This window comes from Acrocarpospora macrocephala, assembly GCF_009687865.1.
GTDB classification, from domain to species: domain Bacteria; phylum Actinomycetota; class Actinomycetes; order Streptosporangiales; family Streptosporangiaceae; genus Acrocarpospora; species Acrocarpospora macrocephala.
Genome location: NZ_BLAE01000035.1, coordinates 70,898 through 90,094, shown reverse-complemented (window position 1 = coordinate 90,094; position 19,197 = coordinate 70,898). Strand labels below are relative to the sequence as shown.

The window sequence follows — 19,197 nt, the reverse complement described above, 5'->3', positions numbered from 1 at the left end:
CAGGCCATGAGACGGCTCACCGTGGTGGCGACCATGCTCGCCGCCTTACTCGTGGGGGTTCCCCCCGCCCACAGCGCACCAACCGCGCAGGTCATCGACCTGTTCGGCCGCAACGTCAACAGCTACGGCGTCAAGCTGGTGGACTGGCAGGGCTACCTCGCCAACCCGTACGTCGAACTGACCGTCCGCCCCCCGGCTGACGTGCCGTTCCCGGTCAGCATCGAGCTCAGAGCCGAGGGCACCTCGCGCCTGATGATGGACCTGCCCAGCCAGCTCACCGCCACCGGCGCGATCAAGACGCTCACGTTCGCCAACGCGTCCGAGCAGAAGATCTTCCGGCTGGCGATCCACTCCAAGCGCGGGCCCGGCGCCGATGAAAGTTACACGCTGCGGCTGAACATCCGGGACGGGAGTGGCGCGACGTACCAGCAGTCGATGCCGATCCGGGTGCAGCAGGACGAGAAGACCGCGATCCAGCCCACGATCCCGATCAATTTCGACTACCGCTTCGACACGATCACCGGGTACTTCGGCAACGCCGCCTTCCGGACCGCGGCGGAGGAGGCCGTCCGGGACTGGTTCCGCTTCTTCGACCTGCAGCCGTTCGACACGGTGGCCGCCGGGGCGGACAACAACCACCTGCCGGGCAACGACTGGCAGAACACCATCAACGTCACCAACGGCGCGGCGTTCACCGGCATGTACGTGTATTTCCGCGGCATCCAGACCCCGTACTCGACGGGTTACCCGGCGAACAACGGCCGATACCACACCAGGAACGGCACACAGGTCCCCGGTCCGCTGCACCGCTCCACGGCGATGATCTTCGAGTACGACGAGGCCGGCAAGCAGCTCTTCACCTCGCTGGCCGACGAGGACTGGTATCGCACCACCATCCAGGGCTCGGTCCTGGACGTGCACGGCCTGGTCATGCACGAGTACGGCCACGCCGTCGCCTTCCACAGCGACTGGGCGGGCATGCGCGCCTACGTGGCCGGCGGCGGGAATGACCAGGACGTGGTCGCGTACCAGGGCTACCCCGTGCCGCTGGACAGCAGCTACCACATCCCCGGTGACCAGCGCTATTGGGACCGGCTGAGCGGGCAGAGCGGCGGCTGGACGCATCTGTTCCCGACCCGGAGGTGGATGCTGACCAAGCTCGCCCTGCTGGTGGCGGAGAACGCGGGCTGGAAGATCAACCGCAACCTGACGCCGTTCCTCGCGCCGGCCATCCTCACCACGACGTTGCCGCAGGCCACCCGGGGCAGCGCGTACCAGCAGACGCTCGCCGCGCAGGGCGGGGTGCCGTTCTACGACTGGCAGGTCGTCGGCGGCGCGCTGCCGGCCGGGCTGAGCCTGGACCGCTTCACCGGCACGATCAGCGGTACGCCCACGACCGCGGGCACCGCGAGCTTCACCGTGCAGCTGCGGGACTACGACCGGCAGAGCGCCCCGGTCACCCGGACCTTCCAGCTCACCGTGTCCGGCGGCGGGACCACCCCGGTCAACCTGGCCAGGACCGCGACGGCGTCGGCCTCGTACACCTCGCCGTGGGAGAGCGTGGCGGCGGTGAACGACGGCATCGATCCCGCGCTGTCCAACGACACGGCCAATCCGCGCTGGGGCACCTGGCCGCAGACGGGCGCGCAGTGGGCCCAGCTCACCTGGCCCGCGGCGCAGCAGGTCGGCTCCGCGGAGGTGTACTTCTTCGATGACGGCGGCGGTGTCCGGGTGCCGGCTTCGTGGAAGCTGCAGTACTGGAACGGGACCGCGTACGTGGATATCGCGGGCAGCTATCCGGTGGCGCTCAACGCGTACAACCGGGTGACGTTCCCTGCGGTCAGCACGACCCGGCTGCGGGTCGCGCTGCAGAGCGGAGCCGGCTCGGTCGGCCTGCTGGAAGTCAAGGCCTACTCCTGACCTGTAGGCCTTGACGCGCGGCTACGAAAACCTTTTCCATCCTCAGGGTCCGCTAGGGAGGCTGCTCTATTGACAGCCTCCCTAGTTAAGTTTATGTTTCCGAAAACCTTTCATCCCACTTCCTTCATGCACCTCCCCAAGAATGTTAGCGCTAACATCTCGGCAAGGAGCACCCCCATGAAACGACGATGGGCCGCCCTCGCGGCAACCGCCGTCCTCGTCCTCTCCGTAAGCGTCCTCACCACCGGCGCCCCGGCAATCGCCGCCGCCCCGATCACCACCGCGATCTACACGGCCGATCCCTCGGCCCTGGTCGTCGGTGACACGCTCTACCTGTACACCGGCCACGACGAGGCCCCCGCCGGAGGCGGGAACTTCGTCATGCGGGACTGGCACGTGTTCAGCTCCAGCGACGCGACCACCTTCACCGACCTGGGCGCGCGGCTGTCGCTGGCCAACTTCCCGTGGGCCGGGGCCGACGCCTGGGCCGGCGAGGTCGAGCGCGGGGCCAACGGCCGGTACTACTGGTACGTCCCGGTCAACGGCAACGGCGCCGGCTGGATGGACATCGGCGTCGCGGTCGGCGACTCGCCCACCGGCCCGTTCACCGACGCCCGGGGCGGGCCGCTGATCAGCGACAGCACCCCGAACTCCTCCCCGCTCAACATCGACCCCACCGTGTTCACCGACGACGACGGCCAGGTCTACATGTACTGGGGCTCCTACTACGGGCTGCGGGCCGTGCGCCTCAACGCGAACATGACCCAGACCGTGGGCTCGGTGATCACCCCGACCGGTGTCTCCAACTTCTGGGAGGCACCCTGGATGTTCAAGCGCAACGGCACCTACTACCTGGCCTACGCCGCCAACGACTCGGCCTGCTCCGCGCCGGGTTACGCCTGCATCCGGTACGCCACCGCGAGCAACCCGCTCGGCCCGTGGACCCACCGGGGCGTCGTGCTCGACCAGGTCAGCTCAACCACCAACCATCCGGCGATCATCGAGTTCAAGGGCCAGTGGTACATGGTCTACCACAACGCCGCGGCCCCGGGCGGGGGTAACTTCCGCCGCTCGGTCACCATCGACAAGCTGTTCTGGAACGCCGACGGCACCATGCAGAAGGTCGTGCAGACCAGCGGTCCGCCCCCGGCGGGCGGCAACCTCGCGCTGACCGCGACCGCGTCCACCTCCTACGTCTCCCCGTGGGAAACCCTCGGCGCGATCAAGGACGGCTTCACCCCGACCAGCTCCGCCGACCACAGCCACGGCGCGTACGGCAACTGGAACCACCAGGGCACCGAATGGATCGAGTACCAGTGGCCGACCGCGCAGAGCATCCGGCGGATCACCACCTACTGGTTCGACGACAACCAGGGCATCGACCTGCCGGCCTCCTGCCAGGTGCAGTACTGGAACGGCAGCGCGTATGTGAACGTGCCCGGCCAGTCGGCCTGCGGCGTGGCCGCCAACACCGCGAACGTGACCACGTTCACCCCCGTCAGCACGACGCGGCTGCGGCTGAACATCACCTCCCGGACCGGTTTCTCGACCGGCGTGCTCGAATGGACGGCACACTCATGAAGCGGATCAGCGCCGCCTTACTCCTCGTCGCGGGTTTGATCGTCGCGGGGCCGCCCGCGTCGGCCGCGCAGACCATCGGGTTCCCGACGTTCAGCGGGCCCGCCATCCCGGCCGCGCCGGGCAACTCCATGCAGGCCATCTACGACGCCGAGAGCGGCGGCACCGACTTCTGGATGGACCGGCTGCTGGCCAGGCCGGGCAACGACCCCGCCGGGACGTGGCTGATGACCCGGGGCCGGGCGGTCTTCATGAAGACCCATAATCCGGGCACGCTCGGGTTCGGCGGGCAGGTCGCGTACTGGGAGAGCATCAGCAACAACAACGCGTTCACGGTCGCGATCACGCCGGGCACGTTCACCGAGCAGGTGAACTCCCGCTGGCAGGCGCCGAGCCACTGGCGCAGCGTGCACACCAGCGGGTCGATCACGGTCAACCAGACCAAGTTCATCACCGAGAACAACGTGGCCGTGGCCAACCTGTCGATCACCAACAACGGCTCGGCGTCCACGACGCTGCAGCTGCGGGCGACCTCGCCCTACGCCACCAGTGGCAGCGGCAACACGCTGACCGGGCAGGTCAACGCGTACAACAACCTCACCACGATCCTCCCCCGCCTGACCGGGGACGGATTCACGGTGACCAGCGGGGGCCTCAACCGCTCGGTCACGGTCGCGCCCGGGGCGACCGTCACCGCGAAGGTGGTGATGGGCTTCGTCACCAACGAGATCCCCGAGTCGCTGACCGAGTTCAACGCCTACGCCGGATACAGCAACGCGACCGCGTTCGCCACGCACGTCCGGGCGTACAACCTGTGGTGGGCGCAGAACCTGCCCTACATCGACGTGCCGGAACCGGCCATCAAGAAGAACATCTACTACCGCTGGTGGCTGATGCGCTTCAACAACCTGGACGCCGACATTCCCGGGCAGACCTTCCAGTTCCCGACGTCCACCGAGGGCGTGCTCGGCTACAACAACGCGATCGCGCTCACCCAGCCGATGCACATCGACGATCTCAAGTACCTGCGCAACCCCATCTACGCGTACGGCGACTGGCTGAGCGTCGGACAGATCTCCAAGAACGGCCGGTTCCTCGACAATCCGGGTGACCCGGAGAACTGGTCCAACAGCTACACGCAGTACATCGCCGAGGCGGCCTGGAAGAGCTACCAGATCCATGGCGGCCAGCCGGCCATCGCCGGGAACCTGGCCCGCTACGCCGAGCAGGACGTCAAGGGCCAGCTCGCCTTCTACGACCACGACAACAACAAGCTCATCGAGTACGACTGGGGCGCCCTGACCGGCAACGACGCCGACGCGGTGTCGTTCCACTGGAAGCCCGGGAACATGGACCGGGCCGAGTCGGCCTACCAGTACAGCGGGGCGCTGGCGGCGGCGCAGGCCTACGAGGCGATCGGCAACACGGCCAAGGGCACGGAGATGCGGACGCTGGCGACGCAGATCCAGAACGCGATCGTCAACGTGCTGTGGAACCCCAACCGGCAGCTGTTCGAGCACCGGCTGAAGTCGACCAACGAGTGGGTGCCGTGGAAGGAGATCAACAACTACTACCCGTTCGCGGTCGGCGCGATCCCGAACACGGCGACCTACCGGGAGGCGCTGCGCCTCTACGACAGCCCCGCCCAATACCCGATCTTCCCGTACTACACCGCCAACCAGGTCGACAAGGCGGCCGCGGCGGCGGCCGGGAACCCGGGGTCCAACAACTTCTCCACCATCAACTCCACCGTGCAGTTCCGGCTCTACTCCTCGGTGCTGCGCAACTACCCGAACGCGTGGATGAGCGCGACCGACTACAAGAAACTGCTCTACTGGAACGCCTGGGCGCAGTACGTCGGCGGCAACACCCAGTGGCCGGACGCCAACGAGTTCTGGGCCGACTGGAACGGCTCGTCGATCAACTACCGGTCCTGGATCCACCACAACATCCTGGGCAGCTCCAACTGGACCGTGATCGAGGACGTGGCCGGGCTCCGGCCGCGCAGTGACGCGAAGGTGGAGCTCTCGCCGATCAACATCGGCTGGACCCACTTCACCGTCAACAACCTGCGCTACCGGAACACGGACCTGACCATCGTCTGGGACGACCCGGCCGACGGCATCACCCGGTATCCCGGCGTGCCGCAGGGCTACTCGATCTTCCTGAACGGGACCCGGGTGGCGACGGTCAACTCGCTGGTGCCCTTCACCTGGGACGCCGCCACCGGAGCGGTGACGACCACGGGAACGGTCGCCTTCAACCAGGCCTTCCCCAGCCTGCAGACCCCCACGCAGGTGACCCAGTCCAGCCCGCGCATGGTGGACATGCTGGCCAAGGCGGGCGTCGACCTCACGGCCAACCTCACCAACCTGGCCGCCGGGGCGACCGCCACCGCGTCCTCGACCGCGTCCGGCAGCAACGTGGCCGGGGCGATCGACGGGTTCCCGACCAACGAACCGTTCTGGGGCGGCAACACGGCCGCGTCCGACTGGTACGAGGTGAACTTCGGGGCCGCGCGGACGTTCAACGAGGTGCGCGTGCACTTCAAGGACAGCCGTCCGGCGAATGCCACCTATCGGGCGCCCGCGTCGTACAACATCCAGTACCTCAACGGCAGCACCTGGACGAACGTGCCAGGTCAGAACAAGAGTCCGGCCGCGCCGCAGGCCAACTACAACCTGGTGCAGTTCCCGGCGATCAGCGCGCAGCGGGTGCGGATCGTGACCACCAACGCCTCCGGGTCGCGGAGCGGGCTCACCGAGGTGAAGATCTTCAACCGGGGCGGGGTGGTGCAGCCGCCGAGCAATCTGGCGCTGATCGCCACACCGTCGGCGTCGTTCACGTCGGCGTGGGAGAGCGTGGCGGCGATCAACGACGGGATCCAGCCTCCGTCGTCCAACGACACCGTGAACCCGCGCTGGGGCTGCTGGCCGAACACCGGCGAGCAGTGGGTGGATCTGACCTGGCCGTCGGCGCAGACGCTGAACCGGGCCGAGGTGTACTTCTTCGACGACGAGCAGGGAATCGACATGCCCGCGTCGTGGAAGTTGCAGTCCTGGAACGGCACCGCGTATGTGGACGTGCCCGGAGCTTCCGGATACACGCTGACCAAGAACGCGTTCAACAACGTGACGTTCACGGCCACCAGCACGACCCGGTTGCGGGTGCTGCTCACCGGTAACGGGAGCAACTCCGTCGGGTTGCTGGAGGTCAGAGCGTACGCGCCCTGACAGAACCGAGCAGGGGGCGTGCCCCGCCCGGCACGCCCCCGTCACGGCAGGTAGCGGTAGCCCATGCCCAGTTCGGTGATCAGATGGACCGGGTGGGCGGGGTCGCGTTCGAGCTTGCGGCGCAGTTGCACCATGTACTGCCGCAGGTAGTGGGTTTCCTTCAGGTACTTCGTGCCCCAGACCTCGGTCAGGAGCTGGCGCTGGCTGACCAGGCGGCCGGGGTTGCGCAGCAGGATTTCGAGGATGTGCCATTCGGTGGGCGTGAGCCGTACACCGCCGGAGATGGTCTTGTTGGTCAGGTCGATGGTGTGGTCGCCGAGCTGGACGGCGGCCAGTTCGGCCTCCTGGGCGCGGGTCCTGCGGGTCACGGCGCGGACCCGGGCCAGGAGTTCCTCGATGTTGAAGGGCTTGGTGACGTAGTCGTCGGCGCCCGCGTCCAGGGCCTCGATCTTGTCCTGGTTTCCGGCCCGGCCGGACAGGACCACGATCGGCACGGTGGTCCAGCCGCGCAGGCCGTGGATGACGTCCACTCCGTCGAGATCGGGCAGGCCCAGGTCCAGGAGCACCAGGTCGGGGTGCCACTGGGCGGCCTCGCGCAGGGCGGCGCTTCCGTCGGCGGCGAGGGCGACCTCGTACTGCCGGGCGACCAGGTTGATCCGGAGCGCGCGGAGGATCTGCGGCTCGTCGTCGACGATCAGGATGCGGGTCATGCGGCCGCCATCGGCATGGTCACGATCATAGTAAGACCCCCGCCGGGGGTTTCATCCGGATTCAGCGCGCCGCCCATGGCCTCGGTCAACCCGCGGGCCAGCGCCAGGCCGAGGCCGACTCCGGAGTGGTTGTCCCGATCGCCGAGGCGCTGGAACGGCAGGAAGACACGTTCGTGGGAGTCGGCCGGAATGCCCGGCCCCCGGTCGATGACGCGGATCTCCACATGCTCCTCGTGCCAGCTGCCGGAGACGAGCACCTTGACGCCCGGCGGGCTGTGCCGGAGCGCGTTGGAGATCAAGTTGACCAGCACCCGTTCCAGCAGGCCGGGATCGGCCATGATCTCCGGCAGTTCGATCGACACGTCCGTCTCCACCTGGTCGCTCAGCGGTCCCAGGTCGTCGATCGCCCGGGGCACCACCTCGTCCAGGGCCACCCGCTGGAGCGAGACGCCCAGCGCGCCGGCCTGCAGGCGGCTCATGTCGAGCAGGTTGGCGATCAGCCGGTCCAGCTTGGCGAGCGACTCGTCGGCGGTGGCGAGCAGCTCCTTACGGTCCTCGGGCGACCAGTCGATGGCCGTGTTGCCCAGGCTCTCCACCGCCGCCTTGGCGGAGGCCAGCGGGGTGCGCAGGTCATGGCTGACGGCGGCCAGCAGCGCGGTGCGCATGCGGTCGGCCTCGGCCAGCGGCTTGGCCCGCTCGGCCTGCTCCGCCAGCCGCTGCTGCCGCAGCGCGACCGCCGCCTCGGCCGCGAACGCCTCCAGGATCCGCCGGTCGGAGGCGTCCAGCAGCCGCCCGCGCGCGGCGAGTACGAGCTCCTCGTCGATGACCACATCGGTCTCGGCCACGGCGGGACACGTGGCCGGCTCCCCGCCGGAGGTCGCCACGATCCGCCAGGCCGCCGGATCGCCCTGATCGTCCGGGGTCGCCGCCGCTCCGCGCTCCAGCAGGGTGACCGAGGTCAGGCCGAACATCTCCCTGAGCCTGCCCAGCAGCGACGGCAGCGCGGCCTCGCCGCGCAGCACGTATCCGGCCAGGGCCGAGAGCGCCTCGGCGTCGGCGCCGGCCCGCGCCGCCTCCCTGGTACGGCGAGCCGCGACATCCACCACCATGCTGACCATGATCGCGACCAGCACGTAGACGCCGAGCGCGAGCACGTTCTCCGGCTCGGCGACGGTGAACTGATTCGTCGGCGGCGTGAAGAGATAGTTCAGCAGCAGGAACCCCAGCACCGCCGCCGTCACCGCGGGCAGCATGCCGCCGACCAGCGCGACCGCCACCACCAGCAGCAGGAACAGCAGGATCTCGCTCGGCAGCGTGATCATCTCCCGGAACGGGAGCAGGACGGCGCTGAGCACGGGCAGACCGAGCAGGGCCAGCGCCCAGCCGCCGATCCGGCGCGTCCGGGTCAGCGCCGCCCGCTGCCGCGCGCCGGATTTGCCCTTCTTAATGTGCGGGTGGGTGACCATGTGCACGTCGATGGAGCCGGAGCGCGAGGTGGTCTCCATGCCCACGCCACGGGCGAACAGTTGGGCGAACCGGCCGCGCCGGGACGCGCCCAGGACCAGCTGGGTGGCGTTGACCCCTTTGGCGAAGTCGATCAGCGCGCCGGCCACGTCGTCGCCGACCACCTGGTGGTAGGTGCCGCCGACGCTCTCCACCAGGGCGCGCTGCCGCACCAGGTTGGCCGGGTCGGCGTCGGCCAGGCCGTCGGCCCTGGTGACGTGCACGGCGAGCAGGTCGGCGCCCTTGGAGCGGTCGGCGATCCTGGCCGCCCTGCGGATGAGCACGTCGCCCTCCGGGCCGCCGGTGAGCGCGACGACGACCCGCTCGCGCGCCTCCCACGTTCCGGCGATGCCGTGTTCGGCGCGGTAGCGGTCGAGTTGCTCGTCGACCTTTCCGGCGACCCAGAGCAGGGCGAGTTCCCGCAACGCGGTGAGGTTGCCGACGCGGAAGTAGTTGGCCAGGGCGGCGTCCACCTTCTCGGGGGCGTACACGTTGCCGTGGGCCATCCTGCGGCGCAGCGCCTCGGGGGCCATGTCCACGAGTTCCACCTGGTCGGCGCGGCGGACCACCTCGTCGGGGACGGTTTCCCGCTGCGGCACGCCGGTGATGGCCTGGACCACGTCGTTGATGGACTCCAGGTGCTGGATGTTGACCGTGGAGACGACGTCGATCCCGGCTTCGAGGATCTCCTCGATGTCCTGCCAGCGTTTGGCGTTGCGGGAGCCCGGCACGTTGGTGTGGGCCAGCTCGTCGATCAGGGCGATCCGGGGGGCGCGGCGGATGACCGCGTCCACGTCGAGTTCGGTGAAGGCCGCGCCGCGGTGGGTCATGGCGCGGCGCGGGATGATCTCCAGTCCGTCCAGGAGGGCGGCGGTGCGGGGGCGGTCGTGGGTTTCGACCAGGCCCACGACCACGTCCCGGCCGCGTTCGACGGCGCGGCGGCCCTCGTCGAGCATGGCGTAGGTCTTGCCGACGCCGGGGGCCGAGCCGAGGAAGACGCGCAGGCGCCCGCGGAGCATGGCCATCACCTGGCCTGGTCGAGGGCCAGGTTGAGGTCGAGCACGTGGACGGCGGGTTCACCCAGGAATCCGAGGGCGGGGCCGGTGGTGTGCGCGGCGATCAGGGCGAGCACCCGTTCGACGGGGGTACGGCGTTCGCGGGCGATCCGGGGTGCCTGGAGCCGGGCGTATTCGACGGAAATATCGGGATCCAGTCCGGAGCCGCTGGCGGTGACCGCGTCCGGGGGAACTTCGGCGGTGGCACCGCCGTCAACGGGAACCGTGCGGCCGGCCGCGTAATCCTCGCCCGGCCGCGCACACTCCACCGCCATACCCCGATATTTCGGGATAAAGGGGGTGGCGGGGCAGGGCTGGTTGACGCTCACCACCCGGTGGGGAAAGACCTTGAGCACCGCACCCACCCCCTCGTCCGTGCAGTACGGCCGTGCGCCGGACACCCCTTCGAGCTCTCCTGCCGCCCTGCTCCGGGCGCAGACCTGAGTCAGCAGGCTCTTTCGGCCCGCATGACCCGGCACGGGAAGGGTGTCCACAATGTCCTCAGGGCCCAGGTTACTGGCCGCAGTGGAGAGCATGTCGTACCCCTCCCCGGCCTCTGACGGGCGGGTCTGGAAGTAGCGGGCGAGCGGTTTGCCGTCCTTGCCGGTGAAGAGTTGCCCGATGAGCGCGCTGCCGACGGTCTTGCCGTCTTTCTGGACGAGCGACCCGTTGGCTTGATGGTGGAAGAGGGCTTGTCCGACGCCCATCACGAGCAAGGGGTAGATCCCTCCGGTGAGCACGGTCAGCACCACGATCGCGCGAATGGCGACCAGGTGCGCGCGGGTCCAGTGGAGCAGGCGTTCCATTCACGACATCCCTGGAAGGTGCTGGAGCACGAGGTCGATGAGCTTGATGCCGATAAAGGGGGCGATGACGCCGCCCAGGCCGTACCGGTAGAGGTTGCGGGAGAGCAGGTCGGCGGCGCTGGACGGCCGGTAGCGCACGCCGCGCAGGGCGAGCGGGATGAGCGCGACGATGATGATCGCGTTGAAGACGACCGCGGAGAGCACGGCCGACTGGGGGGTGGCCAGGCGCATCACGTTGAGCGCGTCGAGGCCGGGATAGACGGCCGCGAAGATGGCCGGAATTATCGCGAAATACTTGGCGATGTCGTTGGCGATGGAGAACGTGGTCAGCGCACCCCGGGTGATCAGGAGTTGCTTGCCGATCTCGACGATCTCGATGAGTTTGGTGGGGTTGGAGTCGAGGTCGACCATGTTCCCGGCTTCCTTGGCCGCCGAGGTGCCGGTGTTCATGGCGACTCCGACGTCGGCCTGGGCCAGCGCGGGCGCGTCGTTGGTACCGTCGCCGGTCATCGCGACCAGCCGCCCGCCCGCCTGCTCCTTCCTGATCAGGGTGAGTTTGTCCTCGGGGGTGGCCTCGGCCAGGAAGTCGTCGACCCCGGCCTCGTCGGCGATGGCCTTCGCGGTCAGCGGGTTGTCACCGGTGATCATGATGGTTCTGATGCCCATCCGGCGCATCTCGGCGAAACGTTCGCGCATGCCCTGCTTGACGACGTCCTTCAGGTGGATGACCCCCAGCACGCGGGCCTGGCCGCCGTTGACCTCGCCGACCACCAGCGGGGTGCCGCCGGAGGCGGAGATGCCGTCGACCAGGCCCCTGATCTGCTCGCCCGGATGGCCGTCGTGCACGCGGACCCAGTTCATGACCGCCGACGCCGCGCCTTTGCGGATCTGCCGGTCGGCGACGTCCACGCCGGACATCCGGGTCTGGGCGGTGAAGGGCACCCAGCGGGGCTGGATGAGTTCGCGTTCGCGCAGGCCGAAGGCCTCCTTGGCGTACACGACGATGGAGCGGCCCTCGGGGGTGTTGTCGGCGAGGCTGGCCAGCTGGGCGGCGGCGGCGAGTTCCGCCGGGGAGACGCCGGAGGCGGGCACGAAGGCGGCGGCCTGCCGGTTGCCTAGGGTGATGGTGCCGGTCTTGTCCAGCAGGAGGGTGCTGACGTCGCCGGCCGCCTCGACCGCGCGGCCGGACAGGGCCAGCACGTTGCGCTGCACCAGCCGGTCCATCCCGGCGATGCCGATCGCCGACAGCAGCGCGCCGATGGTGGTCGGGATGAGGCAGACCAGCAGCGAGACCAGCACCACGCCGCTGACCCCGTCCGCGGTCAGCGCGAGCGAGTCCGGCACGCCGGGGTTGATGTCCCTGGCGTAGATGGCCATCGGCTGCATCGTGGCCGTGGCCACCAGGAAGATGATCGTCAGCGCGGCGAGCAGGATGTTGAGCGCGATCTCGTTGGGCGTCTTCTGCCGGTCGGCCCCTTCGACCAGGGCGATCATGCGGTCGATGAAGCTCTCCCCGGGTTTCTGGGTGATCCGGACAATGATCCGGTCGGAGAGCACCTTGGTGCCGCCGGTGACGGCGGAACGGTCGCCGCCGGACTCGCGGATCACCGGGGCGGACTCGCCGGTGATGGCCGACTCGTCCACGGAGGCGATGCCCTCGACGATGTCGCCGTCGCCGGGGATGATCTCCCCGGCTTCGACCACCACCAGGTCGCCCGGGCGCAGGTCGGAGGCGTTGACCACGCCCCCGCTCTCGTGCAGCCTGGCCGTGGTGTCCCGCTTGGCGGCCCGCAGGCTGGCGGCCTGGGCCTTGCCCCGGCCCTCGGCGACGGCCTCGGCCAGGTTGGCGAAGATCACCGTCAGCCAGAGCCAGACCGCGATGGCCCAGGCGAAGAACGACGGCTCGGCCGCCGCCAGGATCGTGGTGGCGAGCGCGCCCACCTCGACGATGAGCATGACCGGGTTGTGCCACAGGGTCAGCGGGTTGAGCTTCCTGACCGCGTCGGGAAGGGAGGTGACGAGCTGCCGGGGGTCCAGAAGTCCGGCGGCGACCGCCATCAGTGCACTCCTTCCGCGAGCGGCCCGAGCGCCAGGGCGGGCAGGAAGGTCAGCGCGACCAGGATCACGGTGACGCCCGCGACCAGGCCGACGAACTGCGGCCGGTGCGTGGGCAGCGTGCCCGCCGACACCGGTACGGCCTGCTGCCGCGCCAGCGACCCGGCCAGCGCGAGCACGAAGATGATCGGCAGGAACCGCCCGAAGGCCATGCAGAGACCGAGCGCCACGCAGTACCAGGGCGTGTTGACGGTGACCCCGGCGAAGGCCGAGCCGTTGTTGTTGGCGGCGGAGGTGAAGGCGTAGAGGATCTCGGAGAAACCGTGCGGGCCCGCGTTGAGCATGGCCGCCAGGCCCGCCCGGTTGGCCATCGCGATGCCGGTGCCGGTGAGCACCAGGACGGGGGTGACCAGGAAGTAGAGGGAGGCCAGTTTGATCTCCCGGGCGCTGATGCGTTTGCCCAGGTATTCGGGGGTTCTGCCGACCATCAGGCCGGCGATGAAGACGGTGATGACGGCGAGGATGAGCATGCCGTACAGGCCGGAGCCGGTGCCGCCGGGGGCGACCTCGCCAAGCATCATGTTGAGCAGCGTCATCATGCCGCCGAGCGGGGTGTAGGAGTCGTGGGCCGAGTTGGCCGCGCCGGTGGAGGTGAGCGTGGTCGCCGCCGCGAAGGTGGCGGAGCCGGCGACGCCGAATCTGGTCTCCTTGCCTTCCATGGCCGCGCCGACCGCTTGGGGGACGATGGCCTTGCCGCTGAGTTCGAAGACGTTGAGCAGGATGACGCTGAGCACGGCGAGGATGGCCATCACGGCGAGGATCGCGTAGCCCTGGCGGAGCTGGCCGATCATCCGGCCGAAGGTGCGCGGGAACGAGAACGGGATCAGCAGCAGGAGAAAGATCTCGATCCAGTTCGTCCAGGTCTGCGGGTTTTCAAAGGGGTGGGCGGAGTTGGTGTTGTAGAAGCCGCCGCCGTTGGTGCCGAGTTCCTTGATGGCCTCCTGGCTGGCAACCGGGCCGCCGGTCATGTGCTGCGTTCCGCCCGCGAGGGTGGCGATCTCGTGCGGACCGGTGAAGTTTTGTACGACCCCGCCCGCCACCAAGATCAGCGCCCCGACGAACGCGATGGGCAGCAGGATCCGGACGGTTCCCCTGATCAGGTCCACCCAGAAGTTGCCGATGGTCTCGCTGCCACGCCGGGCGAAGCCGCGGATCAGGGCCACGGCCACCGACATGCCCACGGCCGCCGACACGAAGTTCTGCACGGCCAGGCCGGACATCTGGACCAGGTGGCCCATGGTGTTCTCGCCCGCGTACGCCTGCCAGTTGGTGTTGGTGACGAAACTGATCGCGGTGTTCCAGGCCACGTGGGTGGGGACCGCGTCGAAGCCGAGGGAGAGCAGGAGATGGTGCTGGAGGCGCTGCAGGCCGTACACGACCAGGACGGAGATCAAGGAGAAGGCGAGCAGGGCTCGGGCGTAGGACGGCCAGCGTTGTTCGATGTCCGGGCGCACGCCGAGCAAGCGGTAGAGCACCCGTTCCCGGCCGGGCGGGCCGCTGTAGACGCGGGCCATGTAGTCACCCAGCGGCTTGTGGACGAGCGCGAGCGCGAGGATCAGCGAGGCGATGAAGAACATCTAGAACCGCTCGGGAAACAGGAGCGCGGCGACCATGAAGATCGCGAGCAGGATCGCGCCCGCGAGGCCGATGGCGTTCACGGCGCTCACAGCCGTTCCACCGCCTTCACGACGAACCCGAAGACCACGAAGATCGCGATGGTCAGGGCCAGGAAGATGAGGTCGGCCATCCTCGTTCCTCACTAGTCGGATCATGTACATGACCAGCAAAGACCGTGAATCAGGCGGCAATGCCCCACTTGACGCTTCCGATACGGCGTCCCCTCATGTCTTGACGCTACTCTGACGTCCGTGAACACCCACTGCACCTATTGCGGCACGGCTTTCACGCCGGATCAGCCGTGGCCGCGGGCGTGCGCGCACTGCGGTAAGACCAGCTATCGCAACCCGCTGCCGGTCGCGGTCCTGCTGCTGCCGGTGGATGACGGCCTGCTGGTGCTGCGGCGGAACGTCGAACCGCACATCGGCGGGCTCGCGCTGCCGGGCGGATTCATCGAAGTGGGCGAGAGCTGGCAGGAGGCGGCCGTCCGGGAGCTCCGGGAGGAGACCGGGGTGGCTACCTCCGTGGCGGGGGTGCGCCTGTTCGACGCGTTGAGCGCGCCCGACGGGACTGTCCTGATCTTCGGTCTGGGGGCGTGGACTCCGGGCGTCGCGCTGCCGCCGGCGGCGGCCACGGCCGAGGCGAGCGAGTTCCTGGTCATCGACAAGGCGCAGGAGCTGGCGTTCCCGCTGCACACGAAGGTGGTGGCGCGCTACTTCAACGGCGGCTGAACGCCGGGGCGGGCTGAGCCGTACCTTCCAGCGCGGGGCCGACCGATGTCCCGCGCCAGGGAAGTGATCTCATGACGGTTCTGCGCCAGGTGGTCAGCCGGTTGTGCTGGACGGTAGCGCTGGTGGGCTCGGTGCCCCTGATCGCCGGGTCCCTCAGCGGCAACAGCAGCGCGGCCCAGCTGCCCGCCGGGCAGCACCAGCATCATCAGGCCAAGCCCGCGGGCGGCCCGGCCACGCTGGAGGAGCTCGCCGCCAAGATCGGGTGTTCGCTCTCGATCCAGGGCAAGGGCAAGGACATGCGGCAGGGGTCGTGCGCCGGGACCGGCAGCCCGTTCACCCTGGTGTCGTTCGACACCGACGCCGGGCAGAAGGACTGGCTGACGGCGGCCGAAGCCTACGGCGGGACCTATGTGATCGGCACCCGGTGGGTGGTGGTCGGCCTGCCCGAGATGGTGGAACCGCTGGCCGAGAAGCTCGGCGGGCGGCTGGAGCAGGCGGAGCACGGCGGCGGGCACTCCTGACCATGAGGAGCCGACTGGTCGGATTCGGGGTGCTGTTCGCCGGGTTCGGGGTGTTGCTGGTCGCGTTCTGGTTCGGCGGGGATCGTGATCTTCCGGCTATCCGGGGGTTGCCGTCGCCGGGGCCGCTGACGTCGTGGGGGCTGCCGGTGGTTCGGCTGCTGCACGACCTGTGCGCGGTGGCGACCACGGGATCGTTGCTGGCCGCCGTGTTGCTGGAGGATGGGCGGTCGATCCTGCGCCGGGCGGTGCCGCGCTGGGCGCTGGCCTGGGCGGCGAGCGCGGCGGTGACCGTGCTGCTGACCTTGTCCGACTTCGTCGGGGTGCCGGTGGGCGAGGCGCTGCGGTCTGGGGCGCTGTCGACGTTCCTGCTCTACGTGCCGCAGGGGCTGGCGTTCCTTATCGTGTACGGCCTGACTCTGACGATCACCCTGCTCACCTTCCTGCGTGCGAAGCCGTGGTTCCTGCTCGGGCTGGCCCTGGTGGCGTTGCTGCCGCCCGCGTATGCCGGGCATTCGGCGTCGGCCGCCGACCACGATTTCGCGATCACCAGTCTGATGGTGCATCTGACGGCTGTAACGCTGTGGGTGGGCGGGCTGTTCGGGTTGCTGGTGTTCCTTCGTAAGTCGGAGCAGCCGCTCGCGGCGGTGCGGAGGTTCAGCACGATCGCGTTGTGTTGTTACGGGGCTGTCGCTATCTCCGGGGCGGTGAATGCCTGGGTGCGGCTGGGGTCGTTGTCGCAGGTGTTCGGGTCGCGGTATGGGCTGCTTGTGGTGGGCAAGGTGGTCGCGCTCGTCGTGCTGGGGTTCTTCGGGTGGCGGCACCGGCGGTCGACGATCGTCGCCATGGAGGCGGGGGTGCGGGCGCCGTTTCTGCGGCTGGCCGGGGGTGAGCTGGTGCTGATGGCGGCGGGGATGGGGTTGGCGGTCGCGTTGTCGCGGACGCCACCGCCGCCAGGTGGGGACAGCACGCATGCGGTGCTGGGGTTCGATCTCGCGCCGTTCACGGCTTGGGGGCTGGCTGCGGAGATGCGGTTGGATCCGTTGTTGCTGCTGGTTGTGGTGGCGGCGGGGGTTGGTTATGTCGTGGGGGTACGGCGGATGTCGTCGTGGCCGCGGTGGCGGACGGTGGCGTGGTTTGCCGGGCTTGTTGTCGTCGCGTACGGGATGGTGGGCGGGGTTGGGGTTTATGCGCGGGCCATCTTCTCGGTGCACATGGTGCAGTACGCGTTGGTCGGGACGGTTGGGCCGGTGTTGCTGGCGCTGGGGATGCCGCTCGCGTTGATACGTCGACCTATGCGGATTTATCCGGCGGTGGCGGCGGTCGCCTACGCGTTGCCGTTGCCGTTGCTGTTCCTGACGCCGTTGTACGAAATTTCGCAATCCGTGCTGGCTGTCCGGCTGATCGTGATGATTTATCTGGTTATATCGGGCGCGGTGTTCTTTGTGCTCGTCCGGCCGTGGGCGGCGACGGGAGTGGTCGCCGGAGTGCAGGCAGTCGTGGCATTCCTGCTGCTCACCGGCCCGATCCAAGGGCAGGCGTGGTTCCCTGGGCTGGAACTCGAATGGCTGCCGGCGGCACAGGCCGACCAAAGGCTAGGGGCGCTGCTCTACGCCGGGCTCACGCTGGTCGCGCTGCTGGGAATCACCCAACCGGCCCGGTCCAGGCGCCTTGAGGGCACCCCCGAGATTCACGTTCCATATGCGGCGAGGAAGACCCGCACGGCCTCATCGGCGTAGTACTCGAACTGGGCCTGGGTGAACTCCTCCGGGCTGAACATCAGCTGGTTGAGCGGGATCGACAGGACCAGCCAGTTGAAGTGCTGAGCCGCCAGCAGCGGGTCGGGGGTGCGCAGGAGGCCGCGGCGGGTGAGTTCCTCGAACTGCGCGGCCAGCGTGGTGTGGGAGCGGCCGGGGCCGGAGGCGTACCAGGTGGTGGCCAGGTCGGGGAAGCGGTCGGCGACCGCGATGATGACGCGGCGCATCTGGATCAGGTGCGGCTGGAGCACGATGGTGATGTGCCTGCGGGCGAAGTCGCGCAGGTCGGTGGCGATGTCCTCGCTGCTCGCCAGGGCCTGCACGTTCGCCTGCGTCTGCGCCTCCGCCTGGGCGATGTCCGCGGTGATGATCTCAATGAACAGGCGTTCCTTGTCGGCGAAGTTCTTGTAGACGGTCTGCTTGGAGACGGCGGCCAGAGCGGCGATCTCGTCCATGCTGGTGCCGCTGTAGCCGTTGCGCAGGAACAGGGTGCGGGCGGCGTCCATGATCGCGTCATGCTTGCGGGCGGAACGGGACTGGCTGCTCATGTTTGAAGGGTACTAGACTGTCCAGTACCCAGTACTAGACTGTCCAGTACTCTTCGAAGGAAGCTGACATGGCCACCGTGCAGTCGAAAGACGGAACCACGATCGGATACGACCAGGTCGGGCAAGGGCCCGCGCTCGTGCTGGTGGACGCCGCCGGAGGTTTCCGCGGGTTCGGGCCGATGGGCGCGCTCGCGGCAGAACTCGCCTCCTCCTTCACCGTGGTCACCTACGACCGGCGGGGACGCGGGGAGAGCACGGACACGCTGCCCTACGCGATCGAGCGGGAGGTCGAGGACCTGGGCGCGGTGATCGCCGCCGTCGGCGGGCCCGCGTTCGTGGAGGGGTTCTCCTCCGGCTCCGTCCTGGCGTTATACGCGGCCGGGCAGGGGCTGCCGATCACCAAGGTGGCGATGCTGGAACCCCCGCTCGACCTCGACGGTCCCCCGGACACAACGCTGGCCGCCGAACTGACCGAACTCGTCACAGCCGGTCGACGCGGCGACGCGGTCCTGCACTTCCACGCCTCAATCGGGGTGCCAGAAGAGATCACGGCCGGAATGCGACACGCGCCGTTCTGGCCCGAGCTGGAGAAACTCGCCCACACGCTCGTCTACGACACGACGATCACATCGACCCTGACCACCGACCAGGTCCGCGCGATCACCGTGCCAACACTGGTCGTCAACAGCGAGGAAACCGACGACCGGCTCCGCGGCTGGGCAACTCACGTCGCCACCACCCTGCCAAACGGCGAACACCGGCAACTGAAGGGCGAGTGGCACGGCGTGACCCCCGAAGTACTCGCCCCAGTCCTAACGGAGTTCTTCCTAAACTAATCCAGGCGCTCGCCCCGGTCCTGACGGAGTCCTTCCTAAGCGAATCCAGGTGAACCGAGTTTTCCTGAACCCTTTCATCCTCTGGCGGTATGGCCGTTGAGCAGGGCCAATCTGCTGACAACGAAGGCCTCCGGTGAAGATTTGCAAGGTTCCGCATGCAGGTCAACGGGCCCGACCTCGCGGCCGCAGCCTTCCGACCTGCGGAGACGGGTTGAAATGAGCTCCCTGAGCCGGTACAGGGCAACCACGGCGACGGCGGGGTCGGGCGGA

14 protein-coding genes are annotated in these 19,197 nt (G+C 68.6%); 7 read left to right on the top strand and 7 right to left on the bottom strand.

The window, feature by feature from the left end:
- The first annotated feature begins 6 nt into the window (after positions 1 to 6).
- From Amac_RS28695 to Amac_RS28680, 3 genes are all read left to right on the top strand, one after another.
- Positions 7 to 1,920, top strand: coding sequence for a putative Ig domain-containing protein (locus tag Amac_RS28695; protein WP_218041334.1), 1,914 nt, complete (start codon positions 7 to 9; stop codon positions 1,918 to 1,920).
- A gap of 177 nt (positions 1,921 to 2,097) precedes the next feature.
- Positions 2,098 to 3,501 (top strand): glycoside hydrolase family 43 protein, encoded by a 1,404-nt coding sequence (locus Amac_RS28685; protein ID WP_155357525.1) that lies wholly within the window; start codon positions 2,098 to 2,100, stop codon positions 3,499 to 3,501.
- Positions 3,498 to 6,731: a discoidin domain-containing protein gene (locus Amac_RS28680; RefSeq protein ID WP_155357524.1), complete on the top strand. Its 3,234-nt coding sequence runs from the start codon at positions 3,498 to 3,500 to the stop codon at positions 6,729 to 6,731. The genes Amac_RS28685 and Amac_RS28680 overlap by 4 nt, the downstream gene beginning before the upstream one ends.
- 41 nt (positions 6,732 to 6,772) lie before the next feature.
- On the opposite strand, the gene Amac_RS28675 is transcribed toward Amac_RS28680, so the two are convergent.
- Genes Amac_RS28675 through Amac_RS28650 form a run of 6 tightly spaced genes read right to left on the bottom strand, consistent with a single transcriptional unit; the run spans position 6,773 to position 14,587 of the window.
- Positions 6,773 to 7,441 (bottom strand): response regulator, encoded by a 669-nt coding sequence (locus tag Amac_RS28675; protein ID WP_155357523.1) that lies wholly within the window; start codon positions 7,439 to 7,441, stop codon positions 6,773 to 6,775.
- A complete protein-coding gene (locus tag Amac_RS28670; RefSeq protein WP_155357522.1) occupies positions 7,438 to 9,963 on the bottom strand; it encodes a DUF4118 domain-containing protein in 2,526 nt (841 codons plus the stop codon). The genes Amac_RS28675 and Amac_RS28670 overlap by 4 nt, the downstream gene beginning before the upstream one ends.
- Before the next feature lie 5 nt (positions 9,964 to 9,968).
- Entirely contained in the window at positions 9,969 to 10,805 is an 837-nt protein-coding gene (locus Amac_RS28665) for a potassium-transporting ATPase subunit C (RefSeq protein WP_155357521.1), read from the bottom strand.
- Positions 10,806 to 12,863 carry a potassium-transporting ATPase subunit KdpB gene (gene kdpB, locus Amac_RS28660; protein ID WP_155357520.1) on the bottom strand — a complete coding sequence of 686 codons (2,058 nt, stop codon included), beginning with the start codon at positions 12,861 to 12,863 and terminating at the stop codon, positions 10,806 to 10,808.
- On the bottom strand, positions 12,863 to 14,497 hold the full coding sequence (gene kdpA, locus Amac_RS28655) for a potassium-transporting ATPase subunit KdpA (protein WP_155357519.1): 1,635 nt from the start codon (positions 14,495 to 14,497) through the stop codon (positions 12,863 to 12,865). The genes kdpB and kdpA overlap by 1 nt, the downstream gene beginning before the upstream one ends.
- Positions 14,498 to 14,587 carry a potassium-transporting ATPase subunit F gene (locus Amac_RS28650; RefSeq protein ID WP_155357518.1) on the bottom strand — a complete coding sequence of 30 codons (90 nt, stop codon included), beginning with the start codon at positions 14,585 to 14,587 and terminating at the stop codon, positions 14,498 to 14,500. It abuts the gene before it with no gap.
- 201 nt (positions 14,588 to 14,788) lie between these two features.
- Between Amac_RS28650 and Amac_RS28645 the strand changes: the two genes are divergently transcribed.
- The 3 genes from Amac_RS28645 to Amac_RS28635 all read left to right on the top strand — a co-directional run bounded on the left by Amac_RS28645 (position 14,789) and on the right by Amac_RS28635 (position 17,525).
- Positions 14,789 to 15,268 (top strand): NUDIX domain-containing protein, encoded by a 480-nt coding sequence (locus tag Amac_RS28645; protein ID WP_246268766.1) that lies wholly within the window; start codon positions 14,789 to 14,791, stop codon positions 15,266 to 15,268.
- A gap of 71 nt (positions 15,269 to 15,339) precedes the next feature.
- Positions 15,340 to 15,789 (top strand): hypothetical protein, encoded by a 450-nt coding sequence (locus Amac_RS28640; RefSeq protein WP_155357516.1) that lies wholly within the window; start codon positions 15,340 to 15,342, stop codon positions 15,787 to 15,789.
- Between the two features lie 2 nt (positions 15,790 to 15,791).
- Positions 15,792 to 17,525 carry a cytochrome c oxidase assembly protein gene (locus tag Amac_RS28635; RefSeq protein WP_155357515.1) on the top strand — a complete coding sequence of 578 codons (1,734 nt, stop codon included), beginning with the start codon at positions 15,792 to 15,794 and terminating at the stop codon, positions 17,523 to 17,525.
- On the opposite strand, the gene Amac_RS28630 is transcribed toward Amac_RS28635, so the two are convergent.
- Positions 17,477 to 18,091: a TetR/AcrR family transcriptional regulator gene (locus tag Amac_RS28630; protein WP_155357514.1), complete on the bottom strand. Its 615-nt coding sequence runs from the start codon at positions 18,089 to 18,091 to the stop codon at positions 17,477 to 17,479. The genes Amac_RS28635 and Amac_RS28630 overlap by 49 nt on opposite strands.
- A gap of 68 nt (positions 18,092 to 18,159) precedes the next feature.
- On the opposite strand from Amac_RS28630, the gene Amac_RS28625 reads away from it, so the two are divergent.
- Entirely contained in the window at positions 18,160 to 18,927 is a 768-nt protein-coding gene (locus tag Amac_RS28625; protein ID WP_155357513.1) for an alpha/beta fold hydrolase, read from the top strand.
- The last annotated feature ends 270 nt before the right edge of the window (positions 18,928 to 19,197 follow it).